Genomic DNA, 24216 nt, shown 5'->3' with positions numbered 1-24216 from the left:
CTCTTCAACTTCAAATCAGCAGCTACTTGCATGGGCCAGGTCGTCGTACGACCGGGCCTCGGGTCTTAATGCACTGCTTCCTTCTTCGTCGTATAAACGCCATCCCAATCGCGCGATGGCGGCGAAACTCGAAACTCTTTGCAACGATCCAGGAGCACGATCGACGGCCCATCTTCCGGATACCGCTCCAGCAGCCCTTCAAACAATGTGATCGCCTCGCTCCACGACTGCCGGATATAGGCATCGCGCGCAGCGTTGAAGTGCGCCAGCAAGTCTTCGTATTGGTCCTTGCTGCGAACGAAATCCATCAGCTCGTAAATGGCAACGGGCTTTTCCTTGCCCTGTACGCGGATCACATCGAGTTGGCGGCAGACCATCTGGTCCTTCACCTCTTCATAGGTGAATTCCGTAATCAGCCGCATCGTCTTGTACGCCTTGGTCTGGCCTTCCAAACGAGAGGCGAGGTTCACGTTGTCGCCCATCACCGTCCAGGCGAAACGGAATTCGGAACCCATGTTGCCGACGTTCATCTGGCCACTGTTAATGCCAATGCCGATCTTCAGCGTCTTCTTGCCTTCATGCGTCAGTCGCTGGTTCAGATCGTTGAGGGCAACGCTCATCTTCAGTGCGGTCTCGCACGCGCGATACGCATGGTCCGACTGCGGCACCGGCGATCCCCAGAACGCCATGATGGCGTCGCCAATGTACTTATCGAGGGTGCCGAGGGATTCGAAGATCACGCCCGTCATGTCGCCGAGGTAGCGATTGAGCAAATGCACCAGTTCATCCGGCGTCAGGCCTTCAGAGATCTCGGTGAATCCGCGGATGTCCGAGAACATCACCGTCAACTCGCGCATCTCGCCGCCAGTACGGAAATACTTTTCAGGATTCTCTTCGATCAGCTTGATGACGCCCGGCGCGACGTAACGCTCGAAAGTCTTGCGGACTTTCCGCTTTTCGCGCTCTTCAAAGATCATGCGGTAGCTGGAAATCGCAGCGTAGTCGATGACGACGGTTGCGGCGGGAATCACAACGTAAATCCACATGCCGAACAGAGCAAAAACAATGAACGCGACCGCTGCAAAACCACCAAGAATTGACAGAGCCGCGATGCCGGCGCGCAACGGAGGCGTCTTCGCGAAGAGAATGCCGCCGCCTATGCCAAACAACAGGATCACGACAAGGTCGACCGTCTCTTCACGCGTTCCGCGCTTCAGGAAACCACGGCGCGGATTTTCGCTGTGCAGGAGGTTATCCAAAACGTTGGCGTGGATTTCGACTCCCATGTAAGCGGCTTCCGGCGTGGAAAATGGCGTGATACGCATATCGCCCATGCCTTTTGCCGTGGGACCCACGAACACAATCTTGTTATGGAAGGTCGCTGGCGAGACTTCTCCCGTCAGGACATCGGCCAGCGAATAGTGCGGATACGTCTTGTAAGGACCGGCATAGTTGATGAGGGCCGTGCCGTCCTTGGCAGGATGGATGGCGTGCGCCCCCAGTCTGATTTCATGGACGCCAGACTGCCCGATGAATGCGTTTGAATCGTCAATCGAGATATTCTCGAGATAACGCAACATTTCGATTTCGATAGGGGGCACGAAATCCAGGTCTTTGTAGTAGATCAGGAGCGGTACTCGCCGAATCGTACCGTCGGCGTCGAACACCGTATCCAAATAACCAATCGACTTCGCGCGTTCGGCGATTTTCGCAATGTTCGGCTCGACTCCGAAGACCGTGTTGCCCTTTTGTCGCATGAACGCATCGGCAGGCGAGAAGTTCGCTCCGTCCGGATACGGATGGGTCTGCGGAAACGGATGGTCCCAGAGGAGCTTGTAATAGTCTTCCGCTTCCTGAGAAGACAACGACTGCGCCTTCTGCTGGCTGTCGAGAAAGACGTGCCCGAGAATGACGTTTCCTGCCTTAGCTACGGCTTCGCCGAACGCAGCGTCGTTATCTGAGGACGCGATCTGATTGTCGATTTCACTCATGAACTCCGGCGATGTGTGCGCGCCAGCCTGCCCCTTCAGCCGGTTCAGAACATCAAGGGCCGAGTTGTTTTCTGCTGTCGGAAAATCCAAGTCGAATCCGATGACTTTGCAGCCGGCGCTTGCGAGCTTGTTCACCAATGATGCGTAGGCACGACGAGGAATCGGATATCCCGTCTTCCGTAGAGTCTTTTCATCCACTCCAATGATGACGATGTCCAAATCGGTCTGTCGGGAGCCACGCATTTCAAAGCGCGCATCCAGCGAGCGTAGTTCGATATTCCCGATGAATGAAAAGCCCGTACGCTCCTGGTACCGCGCTACCGCCAGGTAGAGCGCCAGCGCTCCCGCCGTCACCACCACGGCGATTACCGCATCCACTTCCCACGCGGGAACGAGCGCGAACAGGCGCATCGCCTTTACGGCGACAACCTTCGCGATCCTTTTGACGTCGTGCATCATGGCTTAATCTCTACCGCTGCGCTTTCTTTCCGAACTTGTAATCCAGCGTCACGCCATACACGCGTTCGTCATACGGCAGTAGCGCGGCAAAGTCGTTGGTGTTGCGCTCGAACCCGAAGATCAGCAGGATGTTCTGGTCGTTGCGCACCTTGTACGTCAGCGCTGCCTTGTAGCTCGGACGATTGAATCCGTTGGGCCCATACAGCGTCGCGTCAGAATTGCGATAGCCCATCTCGGCGATGAACCACTTCGGCGCTTCTATAAACAGTCCAATCGTGTTCAAGCGGTTGGTGTCGTACGCCAGGATGGGGTTGACCGGCCATTGCGGCTCGTGCGACTGGCGCTCCAGTTCAAAGCGCACGATCGGGTTCAAGTGCCAGCCGCCCACGTCGTAAATCCCGCGGAAAGCCACGTACACGCGGTTGGTGTAACCGGTGTCGCCCAGCTGCACGTAATCAGTCACGCCACGGCGCTCGTATCCAATGCTGAAGTAGGTCGAGTGGTACGGCATGGTGAACTCGGCAAACGGCGCGCTCAGCGTGCGACTCACGGACACGCTATCGCTCGAACGCGTATCGCGGTAGCGATATCCCACATCGAAAATGCCGCGGGTGTAAAACGGCAGGTTGTGGAAGGAAACGCGCGCTTCCGGTCCCAGCAGCCGCGTCTCGTAGGGAAGCTGTTCTTTCAGGTCGTCATTCGCACGGCGCACCGTGCCATCGAGCGTGATGTAGTCATTCACGTCGTAGGTCACGCGCGCGACCATATCCTGCAAATCGGGGATCTGCCGCGCCTGGATCGACGCGAAGTTCGGCTCATAGCGCGCGTAGGCGCCGCGGAATGTGAACTTGTGGTAACGGTAAATCGCCTCGACGCGTCCTGCCCAATCGCCCTGGTAACCCAGCTCCGGCTCCGGCTGGTTGCTGTCACAGGAGATTTCGCAATTGCTCGACTGCCGCTTATCGAAGTCCGTCCATGAATACGCAATTTCCGAATCGATGCGCAGGCCGTTGATATTGAATCGCCCGTCCACTGTCCCAAGGCGGTTGCTCGCAGGCCATGGCGCAAAGCCTACCGGCTGGTCGGGCAGCGAATCTGTCTTGTCTTCGCTGCTCACGAAGTTCGCGCCGATGATCGAATTTTTGTTCAGCTTGTATTCCAGCCGCGCGCCGTCTACCCACGACATATAAGGACGCGACAGGACGTCCTTGTACAGCGAGCCGTAACGGTCGATGTAAATGCCGTTGATCAGCGAAAGCTTCCACTTGTCGCCAAGCTTCCATGACGTCGCCACGCCCTTGATGTTCTGTTGCAGCGAGAGCCGCGAGAAGTTCATCAGCGCGTCGCCCACGATGTACTCATCACGCGGACCGTAGATGCGGACGTACGCCTTTTGCAGGCTGGTGGTTTCCGGATCAATGCTGTAGTCGTTGGTGCCACGCACCATGGCGAGGATCTGGATTCGTTGCGTGGTGAGGAATTTCTTGTCTTCGAAGAAATTCACTTCGCCAAACGTGTTGGCGCCGGGGCTCAGGAAACTCTGCGTCGTGTCGCCGCCAAGTTCCGTGTTCCGGATCATCATCCGGAGCTCGCCCATCATCTGGTCCTGACCGCCCGACGAACTCGTCGAGACGTCGAACGTGCTCTTCGGCGTGCTGCTGGTCGCGTCCGTCGTCCGCTGCGCCGTGCTCAACGGGTTCTGTTGCGCCTGCAAAGGGTCCGTAGACGAAGCCGAGGGCTGCCCGGTACCAGTCTGGGTCGGCGACTGCGACTGCGGTGGCTGGGACGACGATTGCGCGGCTGCCGTTCCCGCAAGCAGCACACTACAAAGGAGACAAAGAAGCTTTGACATTGAAACCCCACCTGTCCGAAAAGCCTGCTACAAGCAACACTTAGGGAGAAAACTTGCACTTGCGACAACGCAAAACCCTGGGGAAATTCGGGGACGGAACTACACCTGGCGGCACTTGGGGGAAGGCAGTCCGCTTCGGCACTGCAGCCTGGGGAAAAAGTGAGTAGAAGCTTACTACATTACTTAGGTAAGTCAATTATTTTGTGGATATTAGCGACAAAATTACCCTCCACCTTAGCGGCAAATCCGGCCTCTCTCCGGCACTCAAGTGTAAGTTCCTTTCCTGACAATCATTTACACCTACTTCCGTAACGAACCATGTTCCCCGCCGTTTTCCTCCCCCGCCGCACCATCGCCGGAAGTCCCTGTCGCAGTGCATAATGGCGAGACGACCCCGGTTCCCGAATACCCGGAATCCGGAGCTGCTGCACCCCGGTTACGTGCCGACGGCACAAAGGTTTACGTCGCGATATCCCTTTTGAGGGCGAAACTTTCGCCGTCATGTTGGGTTCATCTTGATGTGAGCAGTCTTGCCATAAGTCGCGGGCTTCCGGGTATCAGCGCCGCCCCGCGTGGAAACGCGGACGGACGCGATAGGAAACTTTCGGCTGAGCGTGAACGAATGGCATTAGAGCCCGTTGTGCTGGAGCAACTGAGCGACGCAGAAGTCATGCTTCGCGTTGCGCAGGGCGACGACGCCGCCTTCGACTACCTCGTCGATAAGTTCCGCCGGCCGATCATCAGTTTCATGTATCGGACCACCCACAATCAGGCCACTGCTGAAGAGTTAGCGCAGGAAGTATTCTTGCGCGTGTATCGCTCTCGCGAGAGCTATGAGGCGAGCGCGAAGTTCACTACCTGGCTTTATCGCATTGCGACTAACCTGGCCGTGAACAACGCCCGCGACACCAAGCACGAGCGCGCCGAGGCCCAGGTAAGCCTCGACGAGCCAGACGAAGAGAGCGGGAGCACAATGGATGTCGCGGACAGCCGTCCGACGGTGGAGCAGGAAATCCTCCGCAACGAACGGATGACGGCGATCCGCAAAGTAGTAGAAGGTCTGCCGGAGCGGCAACGCATGGCAGTGCTCATGCATAAGTATCAGAATATGGATTACAAAGAGATCGCCGCAGTTCTGAAGTTGAGCGAGTCGGCGACCAAATCATTACTCTTCCGCGCCTATGAAAGTTTGCGCGAGAGCTTGAAGCAGTACTTATAGGTGTTGATATGAAGTGTGAAGAGATTCGAGAGCAAATGTTCGAGTTAATGACAGCGGAAGCTCCGCTGGCGCCCGAGGTGCACCAGCATCTCACGGGCTGTCCCGCGTGCACGGCTGAGCTGGCAGAGATGAAACAGACGATGGCGTTGATGGACGAGTGGCAAGCACCTGAGCCATCGCCGTTCTTCGATACGCGGCTAAAGGCCCTGCTCCGTGAGGAGAAGGCCAAAGCCGCGGAGAAGAAAGTCTCGATCTTCGACTGGTTCCGCAAGCCCGCGATGGCCGCCGCGGCGGCACTCGCACTCGTAATCGGCGCAGGTGTTTACGGCACCATTCAGATTCGCGATAAGCAGAACCCTGGCAATCCGCAGGTCGTCGCATCCGATCCGGTAATCCAGGACCTTCAGACGCTCGACAAAGATCAGGAAGTAATTAACAACTTCGCCGCGTTGGACGATGATCCAACCAACGACGATCAAAGCGCCGGAACAGCCGAGTAGGTTTTGAGAGTAGCCCGCGGCATCAGCAGCGGGATGAACGAGGCAAACATGCGGAGCGCCACACAATTCGCGATGGTCCTGGTCGCTGCCCTCCCTCTGTGGGCGGGCCAGCAGCACCCGGCCGCTCCGCAACACGCCGCGCCGCCTCCGCACCAATCCGCTCCACAGCATCAGCAGGTACATCAGGAGCGTCAGGCCGAACATCAGCAGATGCGCCAGGAACGCCAGGCGCAGCATGCACCGATGTACGCGACGCCGCGCTCGTACTCCACGCCAAACCAGGCGCCTCACACTCCGCCGAACACCTACGAACGCCCGGCAAACTCTTCGGTGCCGCATCCGCCAGAGAATTCTGCCCGTTCGGCGCAGGCGCAGTCGGTGCCTCGTCCGCCGCAGGCAACGCAGCATGATGTTCCTCGACCGCCGCTAAACCAGTCGCCCAAACCAATGGTCGGCAATGTGCAGTCGTCGGTTCCACATCCGCCCACAATCGGTACTCCGCGCGACGTCCATAGCGGCAACCAGCCGCACTCCGGAGACTTTCTACGCCGTTACAGCACAATGCCGGAACAGCAGCGTCAGCATGCGCTCGAGAGCGATCCCAACTTCAAGAAACTGCCCCCGCAACAGCAGCAGCACTACAAAACGCAGTTGAATCAGTTCAACAGCAAGACGCCGCAGCAGCAGCAAAAGATCGTCAATCGTATGGACGCCTGGGGCCATCTCAACGACGCGCAGAAACAGCAGGCGCGCGCCACCTATGGCCAGTTGAAGTCCATGCCTGCCGACCGCCAGCAGCAGGTCAACAGCGCCTATAGACGCTTGCGTGGAATGCCGCCCTCAGCGCGTCAACAGGTCATGAACAGCCCTGACTTCCAGAACAAGTACACGCCGCAGGAACGCGATGTCATCAAGAACATGACCGACATCAACAGTAGCCTGCCGCACCAACCCTGAGATTTATCTTTTAGGAACGCCCGGCCGAGTGCCGGGCTTTTTGCTGCGCTAATTCCACGTCGCCATCGTCTTCCGAATACTCATCGCCATGTGCTTGAGTTCATCCACATCCGACCCATCCGGGCTCATCTTCAAATATTGCTCAAGATCGCGTAACGATCCCGCCAACTGCCCCACGCTGAACCGCAACATGGCGCGCTGCTTCACATCCTCCGGCGAGCGCGGATAAATCGCCACCACCAGGTCGACAATCGCCAATGTCTTCCGGAACTGCCGCACCGTCATATAAATGTGCCGCAGATTATTCAGCATGCGTGTCAGGATCTGGCGGCGGCTCACCGGCAGCAGAAACTCCGGCTTGAACCGCACTTCCCCGGCGTAGATTTCCTTCATCCGCTGCTCGCACTCCGATGCATTCAGCATCGAGCCGTTATTGAAAGGATCAATCAGAATCTGCCGGCCCTCAACGTCGTACACCTTCAACAGAAAATGTCCCGGCATGCCGACGCCCACCAGCGGCAATCCCACGCGCCGCGCCACTTCCATATAAAGGACCGACATCGTGATCGGAATCCCCAGGCGCCGCTCGATCACATCATTGAGAAATGAATTGCGCGGGTCGTAGTAGTCCTCGCGGTTGCCGCGGAAGTTCATCTCGTGGAACATCACATGGTTGAGTGTATTGACCGTCTCAATTGTCGAAGCTTCCGGCGAGAGCCGGCTGCGCACCTTCGAAGCGAGCGCCTCGACGCGCGTGACGTAGTTGCGAATGTCGAGATTGGGATATTCGGTGCGCGCGATGGTCAGCGAAGCGTGCAGAAGGTCAATGCGATCGTCTTCGATCTCCGCGCGGACGAGCGCAATAAACTCCTCAGTAACCGACCTCGTCCCCACCACCTGCATGGCGCAAGGTTAGCAGAATTTGGCGAAAGGGCACGACTTTAGTCGAGCCGAAAAAGCACCCTATGTTTGCTCAAAAGGCACGTTCCGTCCAACCTAATTCCGGAACATATTCTTAGCGATAAACAACGCGTTCGCCGGACGTTCCGCCAGTCGCCGCATAAAGTACGGATACCACTCCGTCCCGAATGGTACGTACACCCGCAGTCCCCAGCCTTCTTTAATCAGCTGTTCCTGCAAGCCGCGCCGCACGCCATAAAGCATCTGGAACTCAAACGCCGAAGCCGGAATGCTCTCTGCCTTCGCGAACTGTTTCAGTTCGTTGATGATGTTCTCATCGTGCGTCGCGATCCCGTGATACACGCCGCTCTTGATCAGTGTCTTGGCGAGCTTCACATAGTTCGCATCCACTTCCGACTTCTGCTGGAATGCGATGTCCGCCGGCTCTTTGTAAGCTCCCTTGCACAGGCGTATGCGAATCCGCTCCGACAACAGCTTCTCGACGTCAGCTTCTGCGCGCCGCATATAAGACTGGATCACCGCGCCCACATGTCCCGAGTGCCCAGGAATCCGATGCAGCTCATGTACGAAGTCGAGTGTCTTTTGCGTGTAGGGTGAGCCTTCCATATCAATGCGGACGAAATTGTCGATCTTCACCGCGTGGTCCACCAGCTCGGAGACCAGGTCGTGGCAAAGCGCCGGGTCCACATCCAGTCCCATGTGGGTCAGCTTCAAACTGATGTTCGCCTTCAGTCCGTCCTTCGAAAGCTCATCGAGCATGTCGTGATAGAGCTTTGCACTCTCGCGTGCTTCGGCGGCGTTGGTCACGTTCTCGCCGAGGTTATCGATGCTCACGGTGGCGCCCATCGCATTCAGCTTCTTCGCTGCCGCGACGGCATCTTTTACTTCCAGTCCAGCCGCAAAGCGCGATGACATGCGGCGGCCCATCGCCGAGCTCTCGGCAAAATGACGCAGGGATTTGTTCTCGGATAGCCCGATAAAGACGGCTCTTAACATGAGTTCCTCGTAGGAAAGCGCAGGCAGGAAGGCGAAAATAAAAGCATACAGTTATAAGTACGACTGACTTTTGTACCACTTCTGCGTCGCCGCGCGACATGACGCACGTCACAAACCCTTGGGTCATCCGTACAGACCGCTTCCGCGCCCCAACGCAAACTCTATATTTTACCAGCGGATGCAAAAATTAAAGGCCGCACCATGCGGCCTCTGTGGATTAAAAGTTGATTACCCGCCGTGCTCTTCCAGGAACCTCTCCGCCTCGATCGCCGCCATGCATCCCGACCCCGCAGCCGTAATCGCCTGCCGATACCGCCGGTCCTGCACGTCGCCGCTCGCAAATACGCCCGGGACTTTGGTGAACACATAATCCTTCGTGATCAGATACCCGTCCGCGTCTTTGTCTAACTGATCGCCAAACGCGGTCGCATTCGGATGATGCCCGATCCCCAGGAACATTGCCGACACCGGCAGGTCCCACACCTTATCGGTCTTCAGATTGCGCAACGTCAGGCCGGTCACTTCCTTCTGCGCCGGATCGTGCACTTCCTCGACCACTGTATCGGTAATCATCGATATCTTCTCGTGCTTGCGTGCGCGGTCGAGCATGATCTTCGACGCCCGGAACGCATCGCGACGATGGATCAAATGCACCTTGGTCGCAAAGCGCGTGAGGAACAGCGCCTCTTCCATCGCGGAATCGCCGCCGCCGATCACCGAAATCTCTTTGCCGGAAAAGAAGAAGCCATCGCACGTTGCGCACGACGACACGCCATGCCCAATCAGTTCCTGCTCGCTCTTCAAATTCAGCCAGCGCGCCGACGCCCCCGACGCGATAATCAGCGTCTTGGTCAGGATCGTCTCTTTTCCCATGTGCAGCTCAAACGGACGCTTCGAAAGATCGGCACTATGCAAGTGGCCGGTATGGAACTCGGTTCCAAACCTCTCTGCCTGCTTGTGCATGTTCTCGATAAGTTCAGGCCCTTGGATGCCTTCCGGCCAGCCGGGAAAGTTCTCCACCAGCGTCGTCATAGACAACTGACCGCCGGGCTCGTGCCCCTGGATCAGCAACGGCTTCAGGTTGGCGCGGGCTGCATAAATGGCGGCCGTCAGCCCGGAACACCCGGAGCCGAGGATCACCGTGTTGCGTACGTTGTCAGTCATAAGCTTTCGTTTGATTCCCGAGAGGCTGTTTTCGATTCAACTGCCCTACTTCTTCTCCGGCGCGGGCGTTGCCTTCTTCTCTGTTGTTGCGGACTTAGCCGCGGGCTTCTTCGCTGCCGGTCCGCTCAACCGTGACATGTCGGTCGGCACCACGGTGCGCAGGTTCATCGCCGTACGATAATTCGAGAAGATCGAACTCGCGGTATCGAACAGATAGTTGTACTTGGTCTGGTCGCCCTGTGGACACCGCGCCAGCACCACCGACGACTTCCCAAAGCGCTCCAACCGGATACGGTCCACCGGCGTGTCCGTCGCCAGGATCTCCTTCGGCGACTTCGTCGTCGTCACCGCGTCTGACAGCGAAACCTGCACCAGTTCCTTCGGATCGCGCAGCCGGAACACCAGGTTCTCAAGCGCGCCCTGGTCATCCGTAGTGAACGAATACTGCGCATTCGCAAACGCCGACATCGCCCCGAATTCCTGCCGCACCCGCACCCAGTCCGACACTGGACTGTCCTTATCTTCCGACGGCGCCGGCATCGCCTGCGTAATGTTCGCCTGCTGTGCCATCGTCGAGCGTCCGCGCGAAATCTCAAAGTCGCGCGCGAACTTCGGCTCCTTCGGCAATCGCGACAACGCCGACTGGATCTGCTTCGTCTCTTCGTCCGTCGGATTGCACACGTTCAGGTAGTTGACCTTCACCTGTGGCTGGCCGGGCTGAGTCGGGAGTTGCTGCGACGGTATTTGCTGGGACGCGTCCGGCGTGGGCGCCTGCGAAGGGCCCTGGGCAACCACGGCAACGGAAGTAAGGAGCAGCGCAGTAAGAAAAAGAGGTCTGTTCACTACTCTGAATTCTATCCGTTTTACGCGGCTGCCGGAACCCTGCTTTCCACAGCTAAAATGTCTTATGGCGAACTTAGCTCTCGTATACGGAATGCGCCTTTTACCCTCCGACGAAATCACCGAAATCGGCGACGCCCCCATCCAACTCAAGAACGGCAACCAGGCCCGCGTAACCATGCACCTGCTCGAAGGCTCCAAAGAGGAAATCGAGCGCCAATTGCGCCAAAGCCTCGAAGCCTTCTTCGACTTCTACCCGGAGATCTGACCGCAGCGACGAAGGATTTGCTGTTCCTGCCGGCGCAAGCCCCACTGCCCCATCCCCCGCACCACCCTCTCTTGTCATCCAGAGGAGGGCGCCAGCCCGACGTGGGATCTGCTGTTTCCGCCGGAGCGCAAGCCCCACCACTCCCGCCTTCCGGACGATATAATCCGTTGACACGCACGTCGGCCAATACCCAAGGACCATGAAGAGATCACTACTTCGCGACCTCCAAGATCGGCTGATACTCAAAGGCTGGTATCCGCAGACCAAGCTCGCCCGCTGGACGACCTACCTCGTCCTGATTGATCTCGCCCTCTGGCTCATTCGCCGCGCGACGAAATTCTTCAAGCCCCAGTCCGACTTCGCGGGCGGCTGGCTTACTTTCTTCACCTTAATCGTAGGCTGCTTCGCGCTTGCCTGGGTCCTGCGCTGGACCAAGCAGCACCTGCTCTGGCGCCTGCGCAACCGCCTGCTGGTAACTTACGTTTTTATCGGTGCCGCTCCCGTCATTCTCATCGGCCTGATGCTCTTCCTTGCCGGCTGGCTCTTCGTCGGCCAATTCGCAGCCGACCTCGCCAGCAAGGACCTCAACATCGAACTACGCCGTCTCACCGCGGCGAACCACACCCTCATGGGCGGGGCCAAGACGTTGGTCCGCACCGGCCGCATCGAACAGGACTATAAGGACATCGTTGACCGCGATATCGCATCGCGAGAGTTTCCCAGCCGTCAGGTCTCCCTCTGGTATCGCGGCAAGGGATACCTTCTGCAAGGCAGTGCCACCGACCAACCCATCGCCGTCCCCGACCACGCGAAGAATGGCTTCGCCGCGATAACGCTCGCCGATAACATGATCTTCCTGCGCAGCGTTTCGCGGAGCAAGATCGGCAATGACGAACTTACTCTGGTCAGCAGTGTCCCGCTCAATCGCGAAATGCTTGCGAACGTCGCGCAGAACCTTGGATTCCTGACCGTGGGTCCTGTCCCGGTAGGAGCAAACGGCGCGCCCACCCAAGGCTCAACCGTCTCCTACAATCAGGACGGCAAAGAACAGACCAATTTCTCTTTCGTTGAACCGGAACGCGGGCTCGATGCGCTGGTCCAGGCCGGCGACGTCCCGACTCCCGCTGCCTGGTACGACTGGAAGCTCACCTGGGGCACGTTCCTCAGCATGACCGATTGGACCGACGGCAAAAGGCGCGACGGCTACATCTCGGTGCAAACCCGCCTCTTCCAGCTCTATAGTCGGCTCTTCGAAGCCATCGGGAAGAACGCTTCCATCTTCCTCACCGCGCTTAGCGTCATCGCCGTTTTCCTCCTCGTCATCGAGCTGATCGCCTTATTTATCGGCCTGCGACTTACCCGCACCATCACCCGCAGCGTCGCCGAGCTCTACAACGCCACTGAGCACATCAACAAAGGCGACTTCCACCACCGCATCCAGGTGCGCTCGAAGGACCAGCTCGCCGCCCTCGAGGGCGCGTTCAACTCCATGACCACCTCCATCGAGGCGCTTATCCTGGAGCAGAAAGAAAAGCAGAAGCTCGAAAGCGAGCTCGCCATCGCGCAGGAAGTCCAGGCCCTGCTCTTCCCCCGCGAGGTCAGTCAATCCGAGTCGCTCGAAATGCACGGCGTCTGCCGCCCGGCCCGCACCGTGAGTGGCGATTACTACGACTTCCTCCAACTCGGCCACAACCAGATCGGCCTTGCCGTCGGCGACATCAGCGGCAAAGGAATTTCCGCCGCGCTCCTCATGGCCACGGTGCACGCCTTCGTCCGCGCCTACACGATTGAAGAAGCGCTGGCGGAAGCCAAGGTGGGCGCCGCGGTCGGAACGCAGCAACTTGTGTTCACCGCTTCTGGCGATCACCTGCCGCCGGCGACGCTGCTCGCGCTGCTCAACGAACAGCTGTTCCGCTCCACGCCCGCGTCCAAGTACGCGACCATGTTCCTTGGTTTTTACGACGGCCATCGCAAGCGCCTCACCTACTCCAACGCCGGACACCTGCCCCCGTTCCTCGTCTGCGCCGACGGCTCCTATCGCAAGCTGGGTGATGGCGGCATGGTTGTCGGTCTCTTCGGCGGCGTAAGCTATGAAAACGAGCACGTCGAGCTCAGTTCCGGCGACATCATCGTGGCTTACTCCGACGGCGTCACCGAACCCGAAAATGAGTTCGGCGAATTCGGCGAAGAACGTCTCGCCCAAATCGTCCGCGAACACTCCAGCCTCCCGTTGCCCCGTATCGCCGACGCCGTAATCACCGCCGTCACCGACTGGATCGGCGGCGCCGAACAACCCGACGACATCACCGTCGTCCTCGCCCGCGCCCGCTAAGGTATTTGCTTTGTATCAGGGCACGACTTCAGTCGTGCCGAATCGGCCTACAATAGCTTTGGGCTTCAGCCCCTGCGTGTCGTCCTTATGTCTGACGCACCCAATCCGCACGACCCCACTCCCGCCCTCTTCTACTGCGCCCACTGCGCCAAAGAAGTTCACGATCCCCTAACCTGTGGCGACTGCTCCTCCCAAATCTGCCGCGTCTGCGGCACCCCTCTCGAAAGCTCCGACGACCTGGGCATGGGCTAGCGGAACGGGAGATCGCGTCAGTTCGGCTTCGCGGTTTGCAGGCTGGTTTGCATCACAACTTTCTTCTCCTCCGTCGGCACATTCTTAAGCGCGCGATGTTTTGCTGCCTCCGCCTTCCTGGCCTGCTGCCGCTTGTAATCCACCCCGGCGCTCTCCGGTTGTCCAAACAGCTGCGGATGAACATAGGTCCCTCGCTCCTCGCCGGCTTTTTCTTCTTCCACCGGGATACGATTCGCATTCGCCCACGCATCGTGACGTATACCCGTCACCTGCCACGAGACCTTCTTCCCCGGTTTTCCGCCGGCGATTTTGAACCGGTTCCCGGAAATCTCCTCCGCCACGTAAACCGGCATGAACGCACCCATCGATGTCAGTTGATAACGAAAGTCCCGATTCAGCGCCTCGAACCATTCCGGCATGGTCACCACCGCTTCGCCGCGCGCATCCAGCACCGCGATGCCGTTGTAGATATTCATCATGTCCGGGCTTTCCACGAACGAGTGCGATAAATACTTGTTCGCGGGATCCAGCGGATGGTCGATCTTGAAACTCCCGCCGGATTTGCTCACCGAGCCACTCACATAAACGTTTCCGTTGAAATACCCGGCATACCCTGTATCGCTGTAGCCCTCAACCCCTCGAGAGGTAGAGCCGAAGGCTTCGCCATAAACACCTGTAGCAAAGCTTGCGGCTTCAGATATGCCCTCGAGAGCGATCGAAGTGCTGCTCTCCGCAAAAATGGAAGCCGCATCCGCATCGCCCTGGCTGTCAATCGAGAAAGTTCTAACCGCGCTGGAATTCGATGCGTAGCCTGCCATCAAAAGGCCGCCGCCCGAGTTGACGAGCCGGAGCGGCAGCACGCTTTCGGAATTTGTCACCGCCTCGATACCCACCCCCGACGCCGTGGTCGTATCGTTTTCCGCATGAATGGACGGACCGGTTCCCGTGCTCTCTGCGTAAAGCGCCGCACCCGACGCGCCGTTCTTTGCAAATATGGTCGAGCAGGTAACACTCGAGGTCGACGGCAGGGCCGCCACGATCGCCGCGCATGACGATTTCTGGGCAAGGATTCCGAGGTTGCCTGTTCCCTCTACATCTATCTGCGCGTTCGGAGTTGTCGTTTGCACTCCCAACAATCCGCCGATGTAGTTCGTTGTGTTGCCCGGCGCCTTGAATCCGCCTTGCGTCGTCACGTCGCCATTGCCGGCCACGCTGAACACTTCCGTGCTCGCCGACCCCGATTGCCCACTCAGCAATTTCCCGCTGCTATTCGTGTTCTGAAATACCGCGCCAATGCCGTCCACGCTCGCCACCGACGCCACCAGCCCCTTCGTCGTCCCACTCGTCGCCGTTGCCGTCCCGTAGATTGCAACCCCGCCCGTCGAAGCCGAACTGCCGCGGAACCCATAGGCTGCCCCCGTAGGCGACGAATTCTGTCCGAACACGCCATACCCGTTCGGTGACGCCGAGATTCCCTTCACTCCCGTGCCCGTGCCGCTGGTCGCGTTCGACGTTCCATACACCGCGATGCCACCCGCGGAGCCCGTAGTTCCGCGCATCCCCACCGCGGTTCCGCTCGCCGCGGTGTTGATGCCCACCACGCCGTAAGCTGCGGCATTCGCCGTCGAACCTTGTAGACCGTTGCCGGTGATCGCATTCGCCACCAGTGCATTCCCCGCGCCGTTCTGCGTTACCAACACGATTTGAGAACTGTTGTTGTCGGTAAAGTTCGTCGCCATATCTGTGACCACGTTGCCCTTCACGCCAACGCTGTTCCGCACGTTGAATCCACTTGCCGAAAGCTGTTGGAGTTGCGTCTGCACCGCTGCTCCCAGGTTCTGCGAGGTCACAAAGTCGCCGGCTGCATGTCCTCCCAACGACTCCGCCTCCGCCGCCTTCAGCGCATAAGGCACACTCACCAAAAGCACGCGCTCCTCCGCCTGCCCTTCGACATGAATCGACAACCAGTGCGCCTCGCCCGAGGTGAACAATTCCGTCGGAACGCCGCCGGCCGTGGTCGCACCCAACAACACGGAATACTTGCCATCGTCCGCCAGCGTAACGTTTTGCGTCTCGCTCCACAGCGTGGCGCTGTCCTCCTGCGACTTGTGCAGCGCAAACGTGATCCCCACCGTCCCACTGCTTCCGTGAAGTTGTCCGGAAAATCGAATCAACCGCGGCACTTCAACGGAAGGCTGCTGGCCCATAAAAACAAGGCAAGTCACAAGGCAGGAGCAGAGAAAGGCGATCCGACTGAGCATGGGAGTCTCCCAATGAGGTGAGATAAGGGATGGAGCGGGAGCCCGGGGTGTCCGAGGGCCGAAAGGTTGGCGAGATTAGCCCGAAAGCGAATCCGATGTCCAGCAGATAATCCCGCCAATCACACAAACACTTCCAACTGCCCCATCCTTTATCCGCGCAGCCCATAGCGACGGAATTTTCTTTCACGGGGAACCAATTTTCACCCACCGAAGTGCCGCCCAATATCCACCTTGGTCTATCTTCATCAACTTCTCCCTCTCTCTTATCATCGCAAGGAACGAAGCGACACGGCGATCTGCAGTTCCGATTTGCGCGTCACGATCGCGCAAAAAACTAAACCGCAAACCGCCGTCTCGTTCTAGCTAGCCTTGTCCTCGCGACTACGGAACGCTTCCACCCCCGCGTCCGACACTTCTACCCACTTCTGGTTTGGCGCAGCTTCCGCGTCGTAGTTGTCGTGCCAGTTCCACCACTTATACGGCGCGCTCTGCGGATAACCCTCCGGTGAGTCCTCCCAAACTTCCTGCCGACCGAGCGGCGTGATGTCCAGGTAACTCCAAACGGTCCCCATCGCTTCGTCGCCGCGATTGTTCACGAAGTACGTACGGAATATTTTGTCGCCTTTGCGGAAGAACACATTGTGGCCGTGCCATTCGTGGACGCCGAATTCCACATCGAAGTCGTCAACCATGGTGTACCAGGGAATGTGTTCCCAACCCATCCGCGTCTTCAGCCGCGTAATGTCGGCCTGCGGCGCGCGTGACGCATACACGAGGGTCGTGTCGCGAGCATTCAGGTGCGCCAGGTGACTGACCTGGTCGGCGCCCAGCGAGCAGCCGCGACACGCGTGATCGGGCCATCCGAAAACTCCCGGCTCATAGAACGCGCGATACACGATCAATTGCGGCCGTCCCTCAAACAGGTCCAACAGCGAGACCTTCCCGTTCGGGCCTTCGAATTCGTAATTCTTCTCCACCGCCATCCACGGCATCCGGCGGCGCTCCGCCGCCAGTGCGTCACGCGAGCGGGTGAATGCCTTCTCCTTCACCAGAAGTTCCTGCCACGCCGATTGCCATTGCTGGCTCGATACGATCGGTGGCGTCTTGATGGCGATCTGCCCGGTCGCCGGTTGCTTGTCTTTCGGTTGGTTCACTGCCATCTCACTTCTCCTTGTTTGTTCGTTGAAATATTGCGAAAGTGTTTGCTCTGAAAAGTTTCCTCAAGCCGCTGATGCACATCGCCAAAACTCCTCCACTCGAAGCGGCGCCTGCGACCACCACGGCTGCGCTCTCAATACATGCTGGGCACATCTGGTCCTCCTCTGCTCTGCTGTTCTCTGTCTGCTTTACGCTTCGTCGCAGCACGAGTGCCGTTGGTTTTGGTTCCCATACTCATCGTGACGCCGCCACCACACGCCCTTCTCATTGCGGCCTTTTGGGGCGCGATCGAGCCACTGGTACATTCCCCACAGGCCATCGAGTCCGCGCGCATATGTCGAATAGGTGTGGAACACAGTTCCGCCCTCAAGGACGAACGCGCTCACGCCCGGCCTCTCACGCTGGAATGTTCCCTTGTCCGTTCCGCACATCGCCGCACAGTTAATTTCCGCGGACTGGCCGCTGTCTTCTTTGCCCTGCCGACGCTCCATCTTCGGTTCGCGGGTAAAGTTGTATTCGATCCCCTCGCGCTGTTGTTCCTCGGTGTAGGAAGCGCTGAAGTCGAAGTTGAAATCACTCCCGGCAGCTGACGCCCATGGGAACGTCCAGCCCATGCGCCGCTTGTATGCTTGGATCTTCGGAAGCGGCGCTCGCGACACCGCCCAGAGCATCACGTCATGGTTGGCGAGATGCACGGCAATACCATTGAAGCCGTCGGCGATCGACGAGCAAGATGGACAGGCGGCCGCAAAATCCGGACCGAACATGAGGTGATAGACCAGGACTTGCGAGCGGCCACGGAATAGCTCCGACAGCGAGGCGCTGCCTTCCTCGGTGTCGAAGCGATACCCTTTGTTGATCGCCACCCAGGGAAGTTCCTGTCTCTGGCGCGCCAACTCGTCGCTTCGGCGTGTAAGTTCCTTCTCCGCCGCCAGCAGTTCCATGCGGGCATTCAGCCATTCCGCTCGCGTTCCGGTCTTATGCGTGGTCATAATTTTTGTCTCCATCGGTTCCACTCCCGCAATCTCGTGTTTAATTTCCATGCGCTAGTTCTAACGCCGGAACGCGAAGGGGTGGGAGTTACAACGATGGCGGGATTCGTATGGACTCTCTGATAACGGCAGCTGCTCGCGCCCTTGCGGCCGGTGATCCACTGGGAGCCCTGAAACGCGTTGCGTTACGCGACGATCCGCCCGCACTGGCGCTGCGCGGAACGGCGATGGCGCAGCTTGGCGATTTCGCGCGAGCCAAAGAATTGCTCCGGAAAGCCGCGCGTGCGTTTGGCCCGAAAGAAGCCGTATCCCGCGCGCGCTGCATCGTCGCTGAAGCCGAAATCGCGCTCGCCTCCCGCGATTTGACGTGGCCTGCTAAGTTGCTCGACTCCGCGCGTTCTACTCTGGAAGCTCACGGCGATCGCTTAAATGCGGGTTTCGCGCGCTATCTCGAAGTCCGCCGTCTGCTTCTCGTCGGCCGCCTCGACGAGGCCGAGCGTCGGCTCGCCGATCTCGATCCGAAGCTCTTCCCACCAGCGTCGCGAACGTTCCACGAACTCGTCGTAGCCGGCATCGCAATGCGTCGTGTACGTACACAGCCCGCCCGCGAGGCTCTCGGCCGGGCGCAACAAGCCGCACACCAGGCGCGCATCCCCGCACTCATGGCAGAAGTCGAAAACGCTTCCCGCATTCTCGATACGCCTGCAGCGCGTCTCATCGCGCGCGGTGGCGAACGCCTTCTGCTCCTCGAAGAAGTGGAGGCTTTGTTCGCATCTCGAGCCATTGTGGTAGACGCATTCCGCAATGTCGTACGTCACGGAAACACGACCGTCTCCCTGGCAACTCGTCCCGTGCTATTCGCTCTCGCGCGTGCGTTAGCAGAAGCGTGGCCCGGAGACGTAGCGCGAGACATGCTCGTGGCACGAGCATTCGAATCCAAGTTTGTCGACGAATCGCACCGTGCCCGCTTGCGCGTCGAGATCGGCCGCATTCGCCGCCTGCTTCGCAACTTCGCCGAAATTCGCGCCACGAAGCAGGGCTTCGCACTCGTCCCCCAGCGCGGACGTGAAATCGTCGTGCTGGCCCGTCCCGTCGAAGAGCAACATGCGGATGTGCTCGCCTTCCTCACCGATGGCGAATCGTGGTCAAGCTCGGCGCTCGCGCTTGCGTTGCGCACCAGCCAACGCTCCGTGCAGCGCGCACTCGACTCGCTCGCATCGGAAGGAAAAGTTCAGTCGTTTGGCCGCGCCCGCTCGCGCCGCTGGATCACCCCTCCCGTCCCTGGTTTCACGACAATCTTGTTACTCCCCGCTCCCCTGCCCCTCGATTAAGGTGGAAACATGAAGCATTCCAACGCCGAAATCCTCCGAGAGTACGGCCCGTTCCCCGGAATCAACCGGGTGCACGGCGTCAGCTATGACGGTCAGAACGTCTGGTTCGCATCGGACAATGGCCTCAACGCCCTCGACCCGACAAACGGCGAACTGCTGAGCTCACTCGACGTGCCCGCCCATGCCGGCACCGCCTTCGACGGCCGCTACCTGTTTCAGATCGCCGAAGCCCTCATCCAGAAGATTGATCCGGAAACCGGCAAGGTCCTCGCCACCATTCCCGCGCCCGCCCACGGCGGCGACTCCGGGCTCGCATGGGCGGAAGGAACGCTCTGGGTCGGCCATTATCGCGAACGCAAGATCTACCAAATCGATCCGGAAACCGGCGCGGTCCTTCGCACCATCGAGTCCAATCGCTTCGTCACCGGCGTGACGTGGGTCGAAGGCGAACTCTGGCATGCCACTCTGGAAAACGGTAATAGTGATATCCGGCGAGTCGATCCTCAAACTGGAGACGTTCTCGAAACGATCGAAATGCCTCAAGGCATCGCCATCTCCGGCCTCGAATCCGATGGGAAAGATCAGTTCTTCTGCGGCGGCGAAAAAACCGGCAAAGTGCGCGCGGTACGCAAGCCACGCAGAGCTTGATTCCTGGGGAACGCAGGAATTCAGGACCCTCTGCTATCCTCCCCGCATGAACATGCCGCCGTTCCCGTTCGCCGTCACAGACTGGTCTTCGATCGCGCCTACCGAACATCCCGGTGAGGCTGGCGTCGCCTGGTGGCGCACCCAAAATTTCGGTGATATCCGCGTGCGGCTCGTTGAGTACTCGCCCGGCTACAAGGCCGACCACTGGTGCAGCAAAGGACACATCCTCTTCTGCCTCGAAGGCCAACTCGATACCGAACTCGCCGATGGCCGCCGCTTCACCCTCGCCCCCGGCATGTCCTACCAGTGCGCCGACGACACCGATCCCCACCGCTCTTCCACCGCTTCCGGCGCGCGACTCTTCATCGTGGATTAGTTATTTACTGAGTGGTAAACAAAATCTTGCAATTTTTGTGTACCACCTTCGCGGCAAACCTCATGAATTAGAAAAATCCCCGCGGTCAGGATGCGATTTGTGGCCGTTCTGAGGAAAAAATCCGGGGGCTGGACCGTTGCCAAAAAACGGCACCCTCCCGCAAATCGCTAGTAAATAAGCGCTTACAAGAGGGTGTTTACCACTTTTAAACTTCGGGTTTTACCGTAAGTTTTACCTGTAACGTACCTGTTTCTCCGGACGTGAAATCCCGCGAAATCTACTTCACCACGATACTGACCAGCTTCCGCGGAACCACCACGACCTTCACAATCTCTTTCCCAGCAATCGCCGCCTGAACTTTTTCATCCGCCAGCGCCAGCTTCTTCACTTCGTCTTCTGAAGCATCCGTCGAAACCACCAGCTTGCTACGAACTTTTCCGTTCACTTGCACCACGATCTCAACTTCATCTTCCTTCGCCAAACTCGCGTCAAATGCGGGCCACGGCGCTCTCAACAATCCCGAAGGTTCACCGAGCATCGCCCACAACTCATGCGCCACGTACGGCGCGAACGGCTGCAACAGCAACGTGACTTTGCGCTGCACATCCGCAACCAACGTGCGCTCGATTCCCTCTTTCGGATTGGCAAACAACTCCGGCGCGGCATAGCACTCGTTCACAAATTCCATGAGTGCCGCCACGCAAGTATTGAAGTGCCACCGCCCTCCAAGCTCATCCGAAATTCTCTTGATCGTCTGATGTAATTTGCGCGCGATCTTCTTTGCGTTAGCTGGAAGCTCGGCAAGCGTGTAGTGCGCGGGGCCCGCATGAACAATGGGGTTCTGCGCGATCAAGCGATAGACGCGCGCGAGGAAGCGGCTCACGCCCTCGACGCCGGCATCCTGCCAATCGAGATCGCGATCGGGTGGCGCGGCGAACAACGTGTACATGCGCGTCGCGTCAGCGCCGTACTTCGCGATCATGTCATCCGGCGCGACAACGTTGCCGAGGTTCTTCGACATCTTCGCGCCGTCTTTGATCACCATGCCCTGCGTGAACAGGCGCGTGACCGGCTCGCTGTTGTGCACCAATCCCAAGTCGCGCATGACCTTCGTCCAGAAGCGCGAGTAAATCAAATGCAAGATCGCGTGCTCGACGCCGCCAATGTACTGATCGATTGGGAACCAGTAATCAATCGTCTTGGTATCCACCGGCGCAGTGGTGAGCTGCGGATTGGTATAGCGATAGAAGTACCAGGACGAATCGACGAACGTGTCCATGGTGTCGGTGTCGCGCGTGGCGGGGCCACCGCACTTCGGACACGTGGTGTGCAGCCACTCCTGCACGCGCGTGAGCGGCGAACCGCCGGCGAGGGTGATCTCCACGTTCTCCGGCAACAACACCGGCAACTGATCTTCCGGCACCGGCACAATTCCGCACTTGCCGCAATAGAGCATGGGAATGGGCGTGCCCCAGTAACGCTGGCGACTGATGCCCCAATCCTTCAGGCGGAAGGTGACGGTGGCTTTGCCGAAGCCGTGTTCTTCGGCGAACTTGGCCATCTTCTCCAAGGCTTCCTGCACGGGCAGGCCCGTGAAGTCGCCGGAGTTGATGAGCAAGCTGTCGGTGCCACTGTAGGGCAGCACGTTGGTTTCGGGCTTTCCGGCCTCAGGCGGCTCGCCCACGCGGCGCGGCAAGATCACGACGCGAACTTCGAGGCCGTATTTCGTGGCGAATTCGTAGTCACGTTCGTCATGTGCCGGAACGCTCATGATCGCGCCGGTGCCGTAATCCGTGAGGATGTAGTTCGCGATCCAGATGGGCACCTTCTCTTCATTGAACGGATTGATGGCATATGCGCCGGTAAAGACGCCGTGCTTTTCAATGGCGCCGATATCGCCCTTTTCTTTTGCCGTGCGTTGCTGCTGCTTGAGGTCTTCGACGGCAGAGAGCAAATCGGGATTGCTCGCGATCAAGTCGGTGACGATCGGGTGTTCGGGCGCCAACTGCAACGAGGTCGCGCCAAAGATGGTGTCGATGCGGGTGGTGAAAACGGTGATGCTGTCGCCGCTGGGGCCGGACGGTTGCTCAAGCTTGAAGGTGACAAGTGCGCCTTCGCTGCGGCCAATCCAGTTGCGCTGCATCGTCTTTACTTTTTCCGGCCAGCCTTCGAGCTGGTCGAGATCGCGCAAGAGTTCGTCGGCGTAATCGGTAATGCGGAAGAACCATTGCTCCAACTCGCGCTGCTCGACGCGCGTGGTTTCATGGCGCCAGCAGCAGCCGTCAACCACCTGCTCGTTGGCGAGCACAGTGGCGCACTCGGGGCACCAGTTCACCTTGCTCTTGCGCTTGTATGCGAGGTTCTTCTCAAAGAACTTGATGAAGAACCACTGGTTCCAGCGATAGTAATCGGGCAAACATGTCGCGATTTCCTTCGACCAGTCGTAGGCGAAGCCGAGGCGGCGCATCTGCTTCTTCATCGCCTCGATGTTGCCAAGCGTCCACTCGCGGGGCTGGCGCTGGTTCTTGATCGCCGCGTTTTCGGCGGGCAAGCCGAAGGCGTCCCAACCCATGGGGTGCAGGACGTTGTGGCCAGTCATCCACATGAAACGCGCTAGGGCGTCGCCGATGGCGTAGTTGCGCACGTGTCCCATATGGAGAGCGCCGGAGGGATAGGGCAGCATCTCAAGGACGTAGAACTTCTTCTTCGCGCTATCGGGCTCGCTGGCGTACAGCTCGGGATCGTTCGCCCACTGGACGGTCCACTTCTCTTCGATCGCCCGCGGATCGTAGCGATCAGGGCGCTCTTCGGCTTTCGGAGTTTCGGTCATTTGAGTTTCGTCTGTCATGTGGCTGCAACAATTCCTAGGAGGCTATAAACTTCTTATTTTAACAATCCCCACGGGGTGGGACCGCTGATGACTGTTAGATCGCCAGAAGAGCTGGAAGGACTCAAGCGCGTAGGCAAGCTGGTGGCCGAGGCAATTCAGCATATGACCGAGGCTGCGAAGCCGGGGGTTACGACGCGTGAACTGGACGAAGTTGGCGCGAATTTCCTGCGCGAGCACGGTGCGCGGTCGGGGCCGCAGATCGTCTACAAGTTTCCGGGATTCAATTGCATCAGCGTGAACGACCAGATCGTGCACGGAGTGCCGAACAAGCGGATGCTGCGTCCGGGCGACGCGGTGAAGCTCGACGTGACCGCTGAGCTCGATGGCTTCTACGCGGATTCAGCGACGACGGTGGTCCTGGACGGCGAGGGCGGCGACGAAGGTCGCAAGATGCTGGAGTGCGCGCGCTCGGCGTTCCAGCAGGCCATGAAAGTCGCGAAGGCCGATACGCGAGTGAACGAAATCGGACGAGCGATTGAGCGCGAGGTGCGTCGGCACGGATTCAGCGTGGTGAAAGACCTGACCGGCCATGGCGTGGGGCGCAGCATACATGAGCCGCCGAGCGTGCCGAACTTCTACCATCCGCTGAACAGCGACATTCTGCGCGAGGGCATGGTGATCGCGGTAGAACCGATCATCTCAGCAAAGCCGGCGCGGACGGTGACAGGTGAGGATGGGTGGACGATCTCGACGCACAATAAAGCGCTGGCAGCGCACTATGAGCACACCATTGTGATCACGACCGGCGACCCGATCATTGTTACGGCTGCTTAAAAACAAAAATCTTTAAACACGAAGGAAACGAAGGG

The 24216-nt window shown here is 58.8% G+C and carries 19 protein-coding genes; 9 read left to right on the top strand and 10 right to left on the bottom strand.

Annotation, left to right across the window (positions count from 1 at the left end; translation table 11 throughout):
- Nucleotides 1–65: 65 nt before the first annotated feature.
- Nucleotides 66–2450 (bottom strand): CHASE2 domain-containing protein, encoded by a 2385-nt coding sequence (locus ACID345_RS06920; protein WP_011522148.1) that lies wholly within the window; start codon nt 2448–2450, stop codon nt 66–68.
- A gap of 10 nt (nt 2451–2460) precedes the next feature.
- Entirely contained in the window at nt 2461–4302 is a 1842-nt protein-coding gene (locus ACID345_RS06915) for a hypothetical protein (RefSeq protein ID WP_011522147.1), read from the bottom strand.
- Between the two features lie 622 nt (nt 4303–4924).
- Here ACID345_RS06915 and ACID345_RS06910 point away from each other — a divergent pair.
- From ACID345_RS06910 to ACID345_RS06900, 3 genes are read left to right on the top strand one after another with little or no spacing between them, the layout of a single operon-like run.
- A complete protein-coding gene (locus tag ACID345_RS06910) occupies nt 4925–5521 on the top strand; it encodes an RNA polymerase sigma factor (protein WP_011522146.1) in 597 nt (198 codons plus the stop codon).
- 35 nt (nt 5522–5556) lie between these two features.
- On the top strand, nt 5557–6021 hold the full coding sequence (locus ACID345_RS25205) for an anti-sigma factor family protein (protein ID WP_049761770.1): 465 nt from the start codon (nt 5557–5559) through the stop codon (nt 6019–6021).
- Between the two features lie 48 nt (nt 6022–6069).
- Nucleotides 6070–6978, top strand: a complete 909-nt coding sequence (locus ACID345_RS06900; RefSeq protein ID WP_011522144.1) for a DUF3106 domain-containing protein — start codon at nt 6070–6072, stop codon at nt 6976–6978.
- A gap of 48 nt (nt 6979–7026) precedes the next feature.
- Here ACID345_RS06900 and ACID345_RS06895 read toward each other — a convergent pair whose 3' ends face one another.
- The 4 genes from ACID345_RS06895 to ACID345_RS06880 all read right to left on the bottom strand — a co-directional run bounded on the left by ACID345_RS06895 (nt 7027) and on the right by ACID345_RS06880 (nt 10902).
- Complete coding sequence (locus ACID345_RS06895) at nt 7027–7872, bottom strand: SirB1 family protein (RefSeq protein WP_187148958.1); 846 nt, start codon at nt 7870–7872, stop codon at nt 7027–7029.
- 102 nt (nt 7873–7974) lie between these two features.
- The gene (locus ACID345_RS06890; RefSeq protein WP_011522142.1) at nt 7975–8895 is read right to left on the bottom strand and encodes a proline dehydrogenase family protein; all 921 of its coding nucleotides are present in this window, start codon (nt 8893–8895) and stop codon (nt 7975–7977) included.
- 228 nt (nt 8896–9123) lie between these two features.
- Entirely contained in the window at nt 9124–10059 is a 936-nt protein-coding gene (gene trxB, locus ACID345_RS06885; RefSeq protein ID WP_011522141.1) for a thioredoxin-disulfide reductase, read from the bottom strand.
- A gap of 45 nt (nt 10060–10104) precedes the next feature.
- Nucleotides 10105–10902 carry a hypothetical protein gene (locus ACID345_RS06880; protein ID WP_148210041.1) on the bottom strand — a complete coding sequence of 266 codons (798 nt, stop codon included), beginning with the start codon at nt 10900–10902 and terminating at the stop codon, nt 10105–10107.
- Between the two features lie 64 nt (nt 10903–10966).
- Between ACID345_RS06880 and ACID345_RS06875 the strand changes: the two genes are divergently transcribed.
- Both ACID345_RS06875 and ACID345_RS06870 read left to right on the top strand, forming a co-directional pair.
- Nucleotides 10967–11167: a hypothetical protein gene (locus ACID345_RS06875; protein ID WP_041855512.1), complete on the top strand. Its 201-nt coding sequence runs from the start codon at nt 10967–10969 to the stop codon at nt 11165–11167.
- A 199-nt stretch (nt 11168–11366) separates the two neighbouring features.
- The gene (locus ACID345_RS06870; protein ID WP_011522139.1) at nt 11367–13499 is read left to right on the top strand and encodes a PP2C family protein-serine/threonine phosphatase; all 2133 of its coding nucleotides are present in this window, start codon (nt 11367–11369) and stop codon (nt 13497–13499) included.
- Between the two features lie 269 nt (nt 13500–13768).
- On the opposite strand, the gene ACID345_RS25200 is transcribed toward ACID345_RS06870, so the two are convergent.
- The 3 genes from ACID345_RS25200 to ACID345_RS06855 all read right to left on the bottom strand — a co-directional run bounded on the left by ACID345_RS25200 (nt 13769) and on the right by ACID345_RS06855 (nt 18213).
- Complete coding sequence (locus tag ACID345_RS25200; RefSeq protein ID WP_011522138.1) at nt 13769–16012, bottom strand: hypothetical protein; 2244 nt, start codon at nt 16010–16012, stop codon at nt 13769–13771.
- Between the two features lie 359 nt (nt 16013–16371).
- On the bottom strand, nt 16372–17172 hold the full coding sequence (locus ACID345_RS06860; RefSeq protein ID WP_011522137.1) for a DUF899 domain-containing protein: 801 nt from the start codon (nt 17170–17172) through the stop codon (nt 16372–16374).
- 186 nt (nt 17173–17358) lie between these two features.
- Nucleotides 17359–18213 (bottom strand): DUF899 domain-containing protein, encoded by an 855-nt coding sequence (locus tag ACID345_RS06855; RefSeq protein ID WP_228370744.1) that lies wholly within the window; start codon nt 18211–18213, stop codon nt 17359–17361.
- A gap of 59 nt (nt 18214–18272) precedes the next feature.
- Here ACID345_RS06855 and ACID345_RS06850 point away from each other — a divergent pair, with 59 nt between their 5' ends.
- The 3 genes from ACID345_RS06850 to ACID345_RS06840 are packed head-to-tail and all read left to right on the top strand — an operon-like array spanning nt 18273 to nt 20517.
- On the top strand, nt 18273–19493 hold the full coding sequence (locus ACID345_RS06850; RefSeq protein ID WP_011522135.1) for a hypothetical protein: 1221 nt from the start codon (nt 18273–18275) through the stop codon (nt 19491–19493).
- 9 nt (nt 19494–19502) lie between these two features.
- On the top strand, nt 19503–20141 hold the full coding sequence (locus tag ACID345_RS06845; RefSeq protein WP_011522134.1) for a Vgb family protein: 639 nt from the start codon (nt 19503–19505) through the stop codon (nt 20139–20141).
- 52 nt (nt 20142–20193) lie between these two features.
- On the top strand, nt 20194–20517 hold the full coding sequence (locus ACID345_RS06840) for a DHCW motif cupin fold protein (RefSeq protein WP_228370743.1): 324 nt from the start codon (nt 20194–20196) through the stop codon (nt 20515–20517).
- Between the two features lie 277 nt (nt 20518–20794).
- Here ACID345_RS06840 and leuS read toward each other — a convergent pair whose 3' ends face one another.
- A complete protein-coding gene (gene leuS, locus ACID345_RS06835) occupies nt 20795–23347 on the bottom strand; it encodes a leucine--tRNA ligase (protein ID WP_187148957.1) in 2553 nt (850 codons plus the stop codon).
- Nucleotides 23348–23434: 87 nt separating this feature from the next.
- On the opposite strand from leuS, the gene map reads away from it, so the two are divergent.
- Complete coding sequence (gene map / locus ACID345_RS06830; protein ID WP_011522131.1) at nt 23435–24181, top strand: type I methionyl aminopeptidase; 747 nt, start codon at nt 23435–23437, stop codon at nt 24179–24181.
- Nucleotides 24182–24216: the final 35 nt, after the last annotated feature.

It is taken from the genome of Candidatus Koribacter versatilis Ellin345 (assembly GCF_000014005.1).
GTDB lineage: Bacteria > Acidobacteriota > Terriglobia > Terriglobales > Acidobacteriaceae > Korobacter > Korobacter versatilis_A.
This window is presented reverse-complemented; position numbering and strand designations above follow the sequence as displayed.

What these genes read in the sequence shown, in the direction of transcription:
- ACID345_RS06920 (WP_011522148.1), bottom strand. Translation starts at nt 2,450, where the DNA reads ATGATGCACGACGTCAAAAGGATCGCGAAGGTTGTCGCCGTAAAGGCG.
- ACID345_RS06915 (WP_011522147.1), bottom strand. Translation starts at nt 4,302, where the DNA reads ATGTCAAAGCTTCTTTGTCTCCTTTGTAGTGTGCTGCTTGCGGGAACG.
- ACID345_RS06910 (WP_011522146.1), top strand. Translation starts at nt 4,925, where the DNA reads ATGGCATTAGAGCCCGTTGTGCTGGAGCAACTGAGCGACGCAGAAGTC.
- ACID345_RS25205 (WP_049761770.1), top strand. Translation starts at nt 5,557, where the DNA reads ATGTTCGAGTTAATGACAGCGGAAGCTCCGCTGGCGCCCGAGGTGCAC.
- ACID345_RS06900 (WP_011522144.1), top strand. Translation starts at nt 6,070, where the DNA reads ATGCGGAGCGCCACACAATTCGCGATGGTCCTGGTCGCTGCCCTCCCT.
- ACID345_RS06890 (WP_011522142.1), bottom strand. Translation starts at nt 8,895, where the DNA reads ATGTTAAGAGCCGTCTTTATCGGGCTATCCGAGAACAAATCCCTGCGT.
- trxB (WP_011522141.1), bottom strand. Translation starts at nt 10,059, where the DNA reads ATGACTGACAACGTACGCAACACGGTGATCCTCGGCTCCGGGTGTTCC.
- ACID345_RS06875 (WP_041855512.1), top strand. Translation starts at nt 10,967, where the DNA reads ATGGCGAACTTAGCTCTCGTATACGGAATGCGCCTTTTACCCTCCGAC.
- ACID345_RS06870 (WP_011522139.1), top strand. Translation starts at nt 11,367, where the DNA reads ATGAAGAGATCACTACTTCGCGACCTCCAAGATCGGCTGATACTCAAA.
- ACID345_RS25200 (WP_011522138.1), bottom strand. Translation starts at nt 16,012, where the DNA reads ATGCTCAGTCGGATCGCCTTTCTCTGCTCCTGCCTTGTGACTTGCCTT.
- ACID345_RS06860 (WP_011522137.1), bottom strand. Translation starts at nt 17,172, where the DNA reads ATGGCAGTGAACCAACCGAAAGACAAGCAACCGGCGACCGGGCAGATC.
- ACID345_RS06855 (WP_228370744.1), bottom strand. Translation starts at nt 18,213, where the DNA reads ATGGAAATTAAACACGAGATTGCGGGAGTGGAACCGATGGAGACAAAA.
- ACID345_RS06850 (WP_011522135.1), top strand. Translation starts at nt 18,273, where the DNA reads ATGGACTCTCTGATAACGGCAGCTGCTCGCGCCCTTGCGGCCGGTGAT.
- ACID345_RS06845 (WP_011522134.1), top strand. Translation starts at nt 19,503, where the DNA reads ATGAAGCATTCCAACGCCGAAATCCTCCGAGAGTACGGCCCGTTCCCC.
- ACID345_RS06840 (WP_228370743.1), top strand. Translation starts at nt 20,194, where the DNA reads ATGCCGCCGTTCCCGTTCGCCGTCACAGACTGGTCTTCGATCGCGCCT.
- leuS (WP_187148957.1), bottom strand. Translation starts at nt 23,347, where the DNA reads ATGACCGAAACTCCGAAAGCCGAAGAGCGCCCTGATCGCTACGATCCG.
- map (WP_011522131.1), top strand. Translation starts at nt 23,435, where the DNA reads ATGACTGTTAGATCGCCAGAAGAGCTGGAAGGACTCAAGCGCGTAGGC.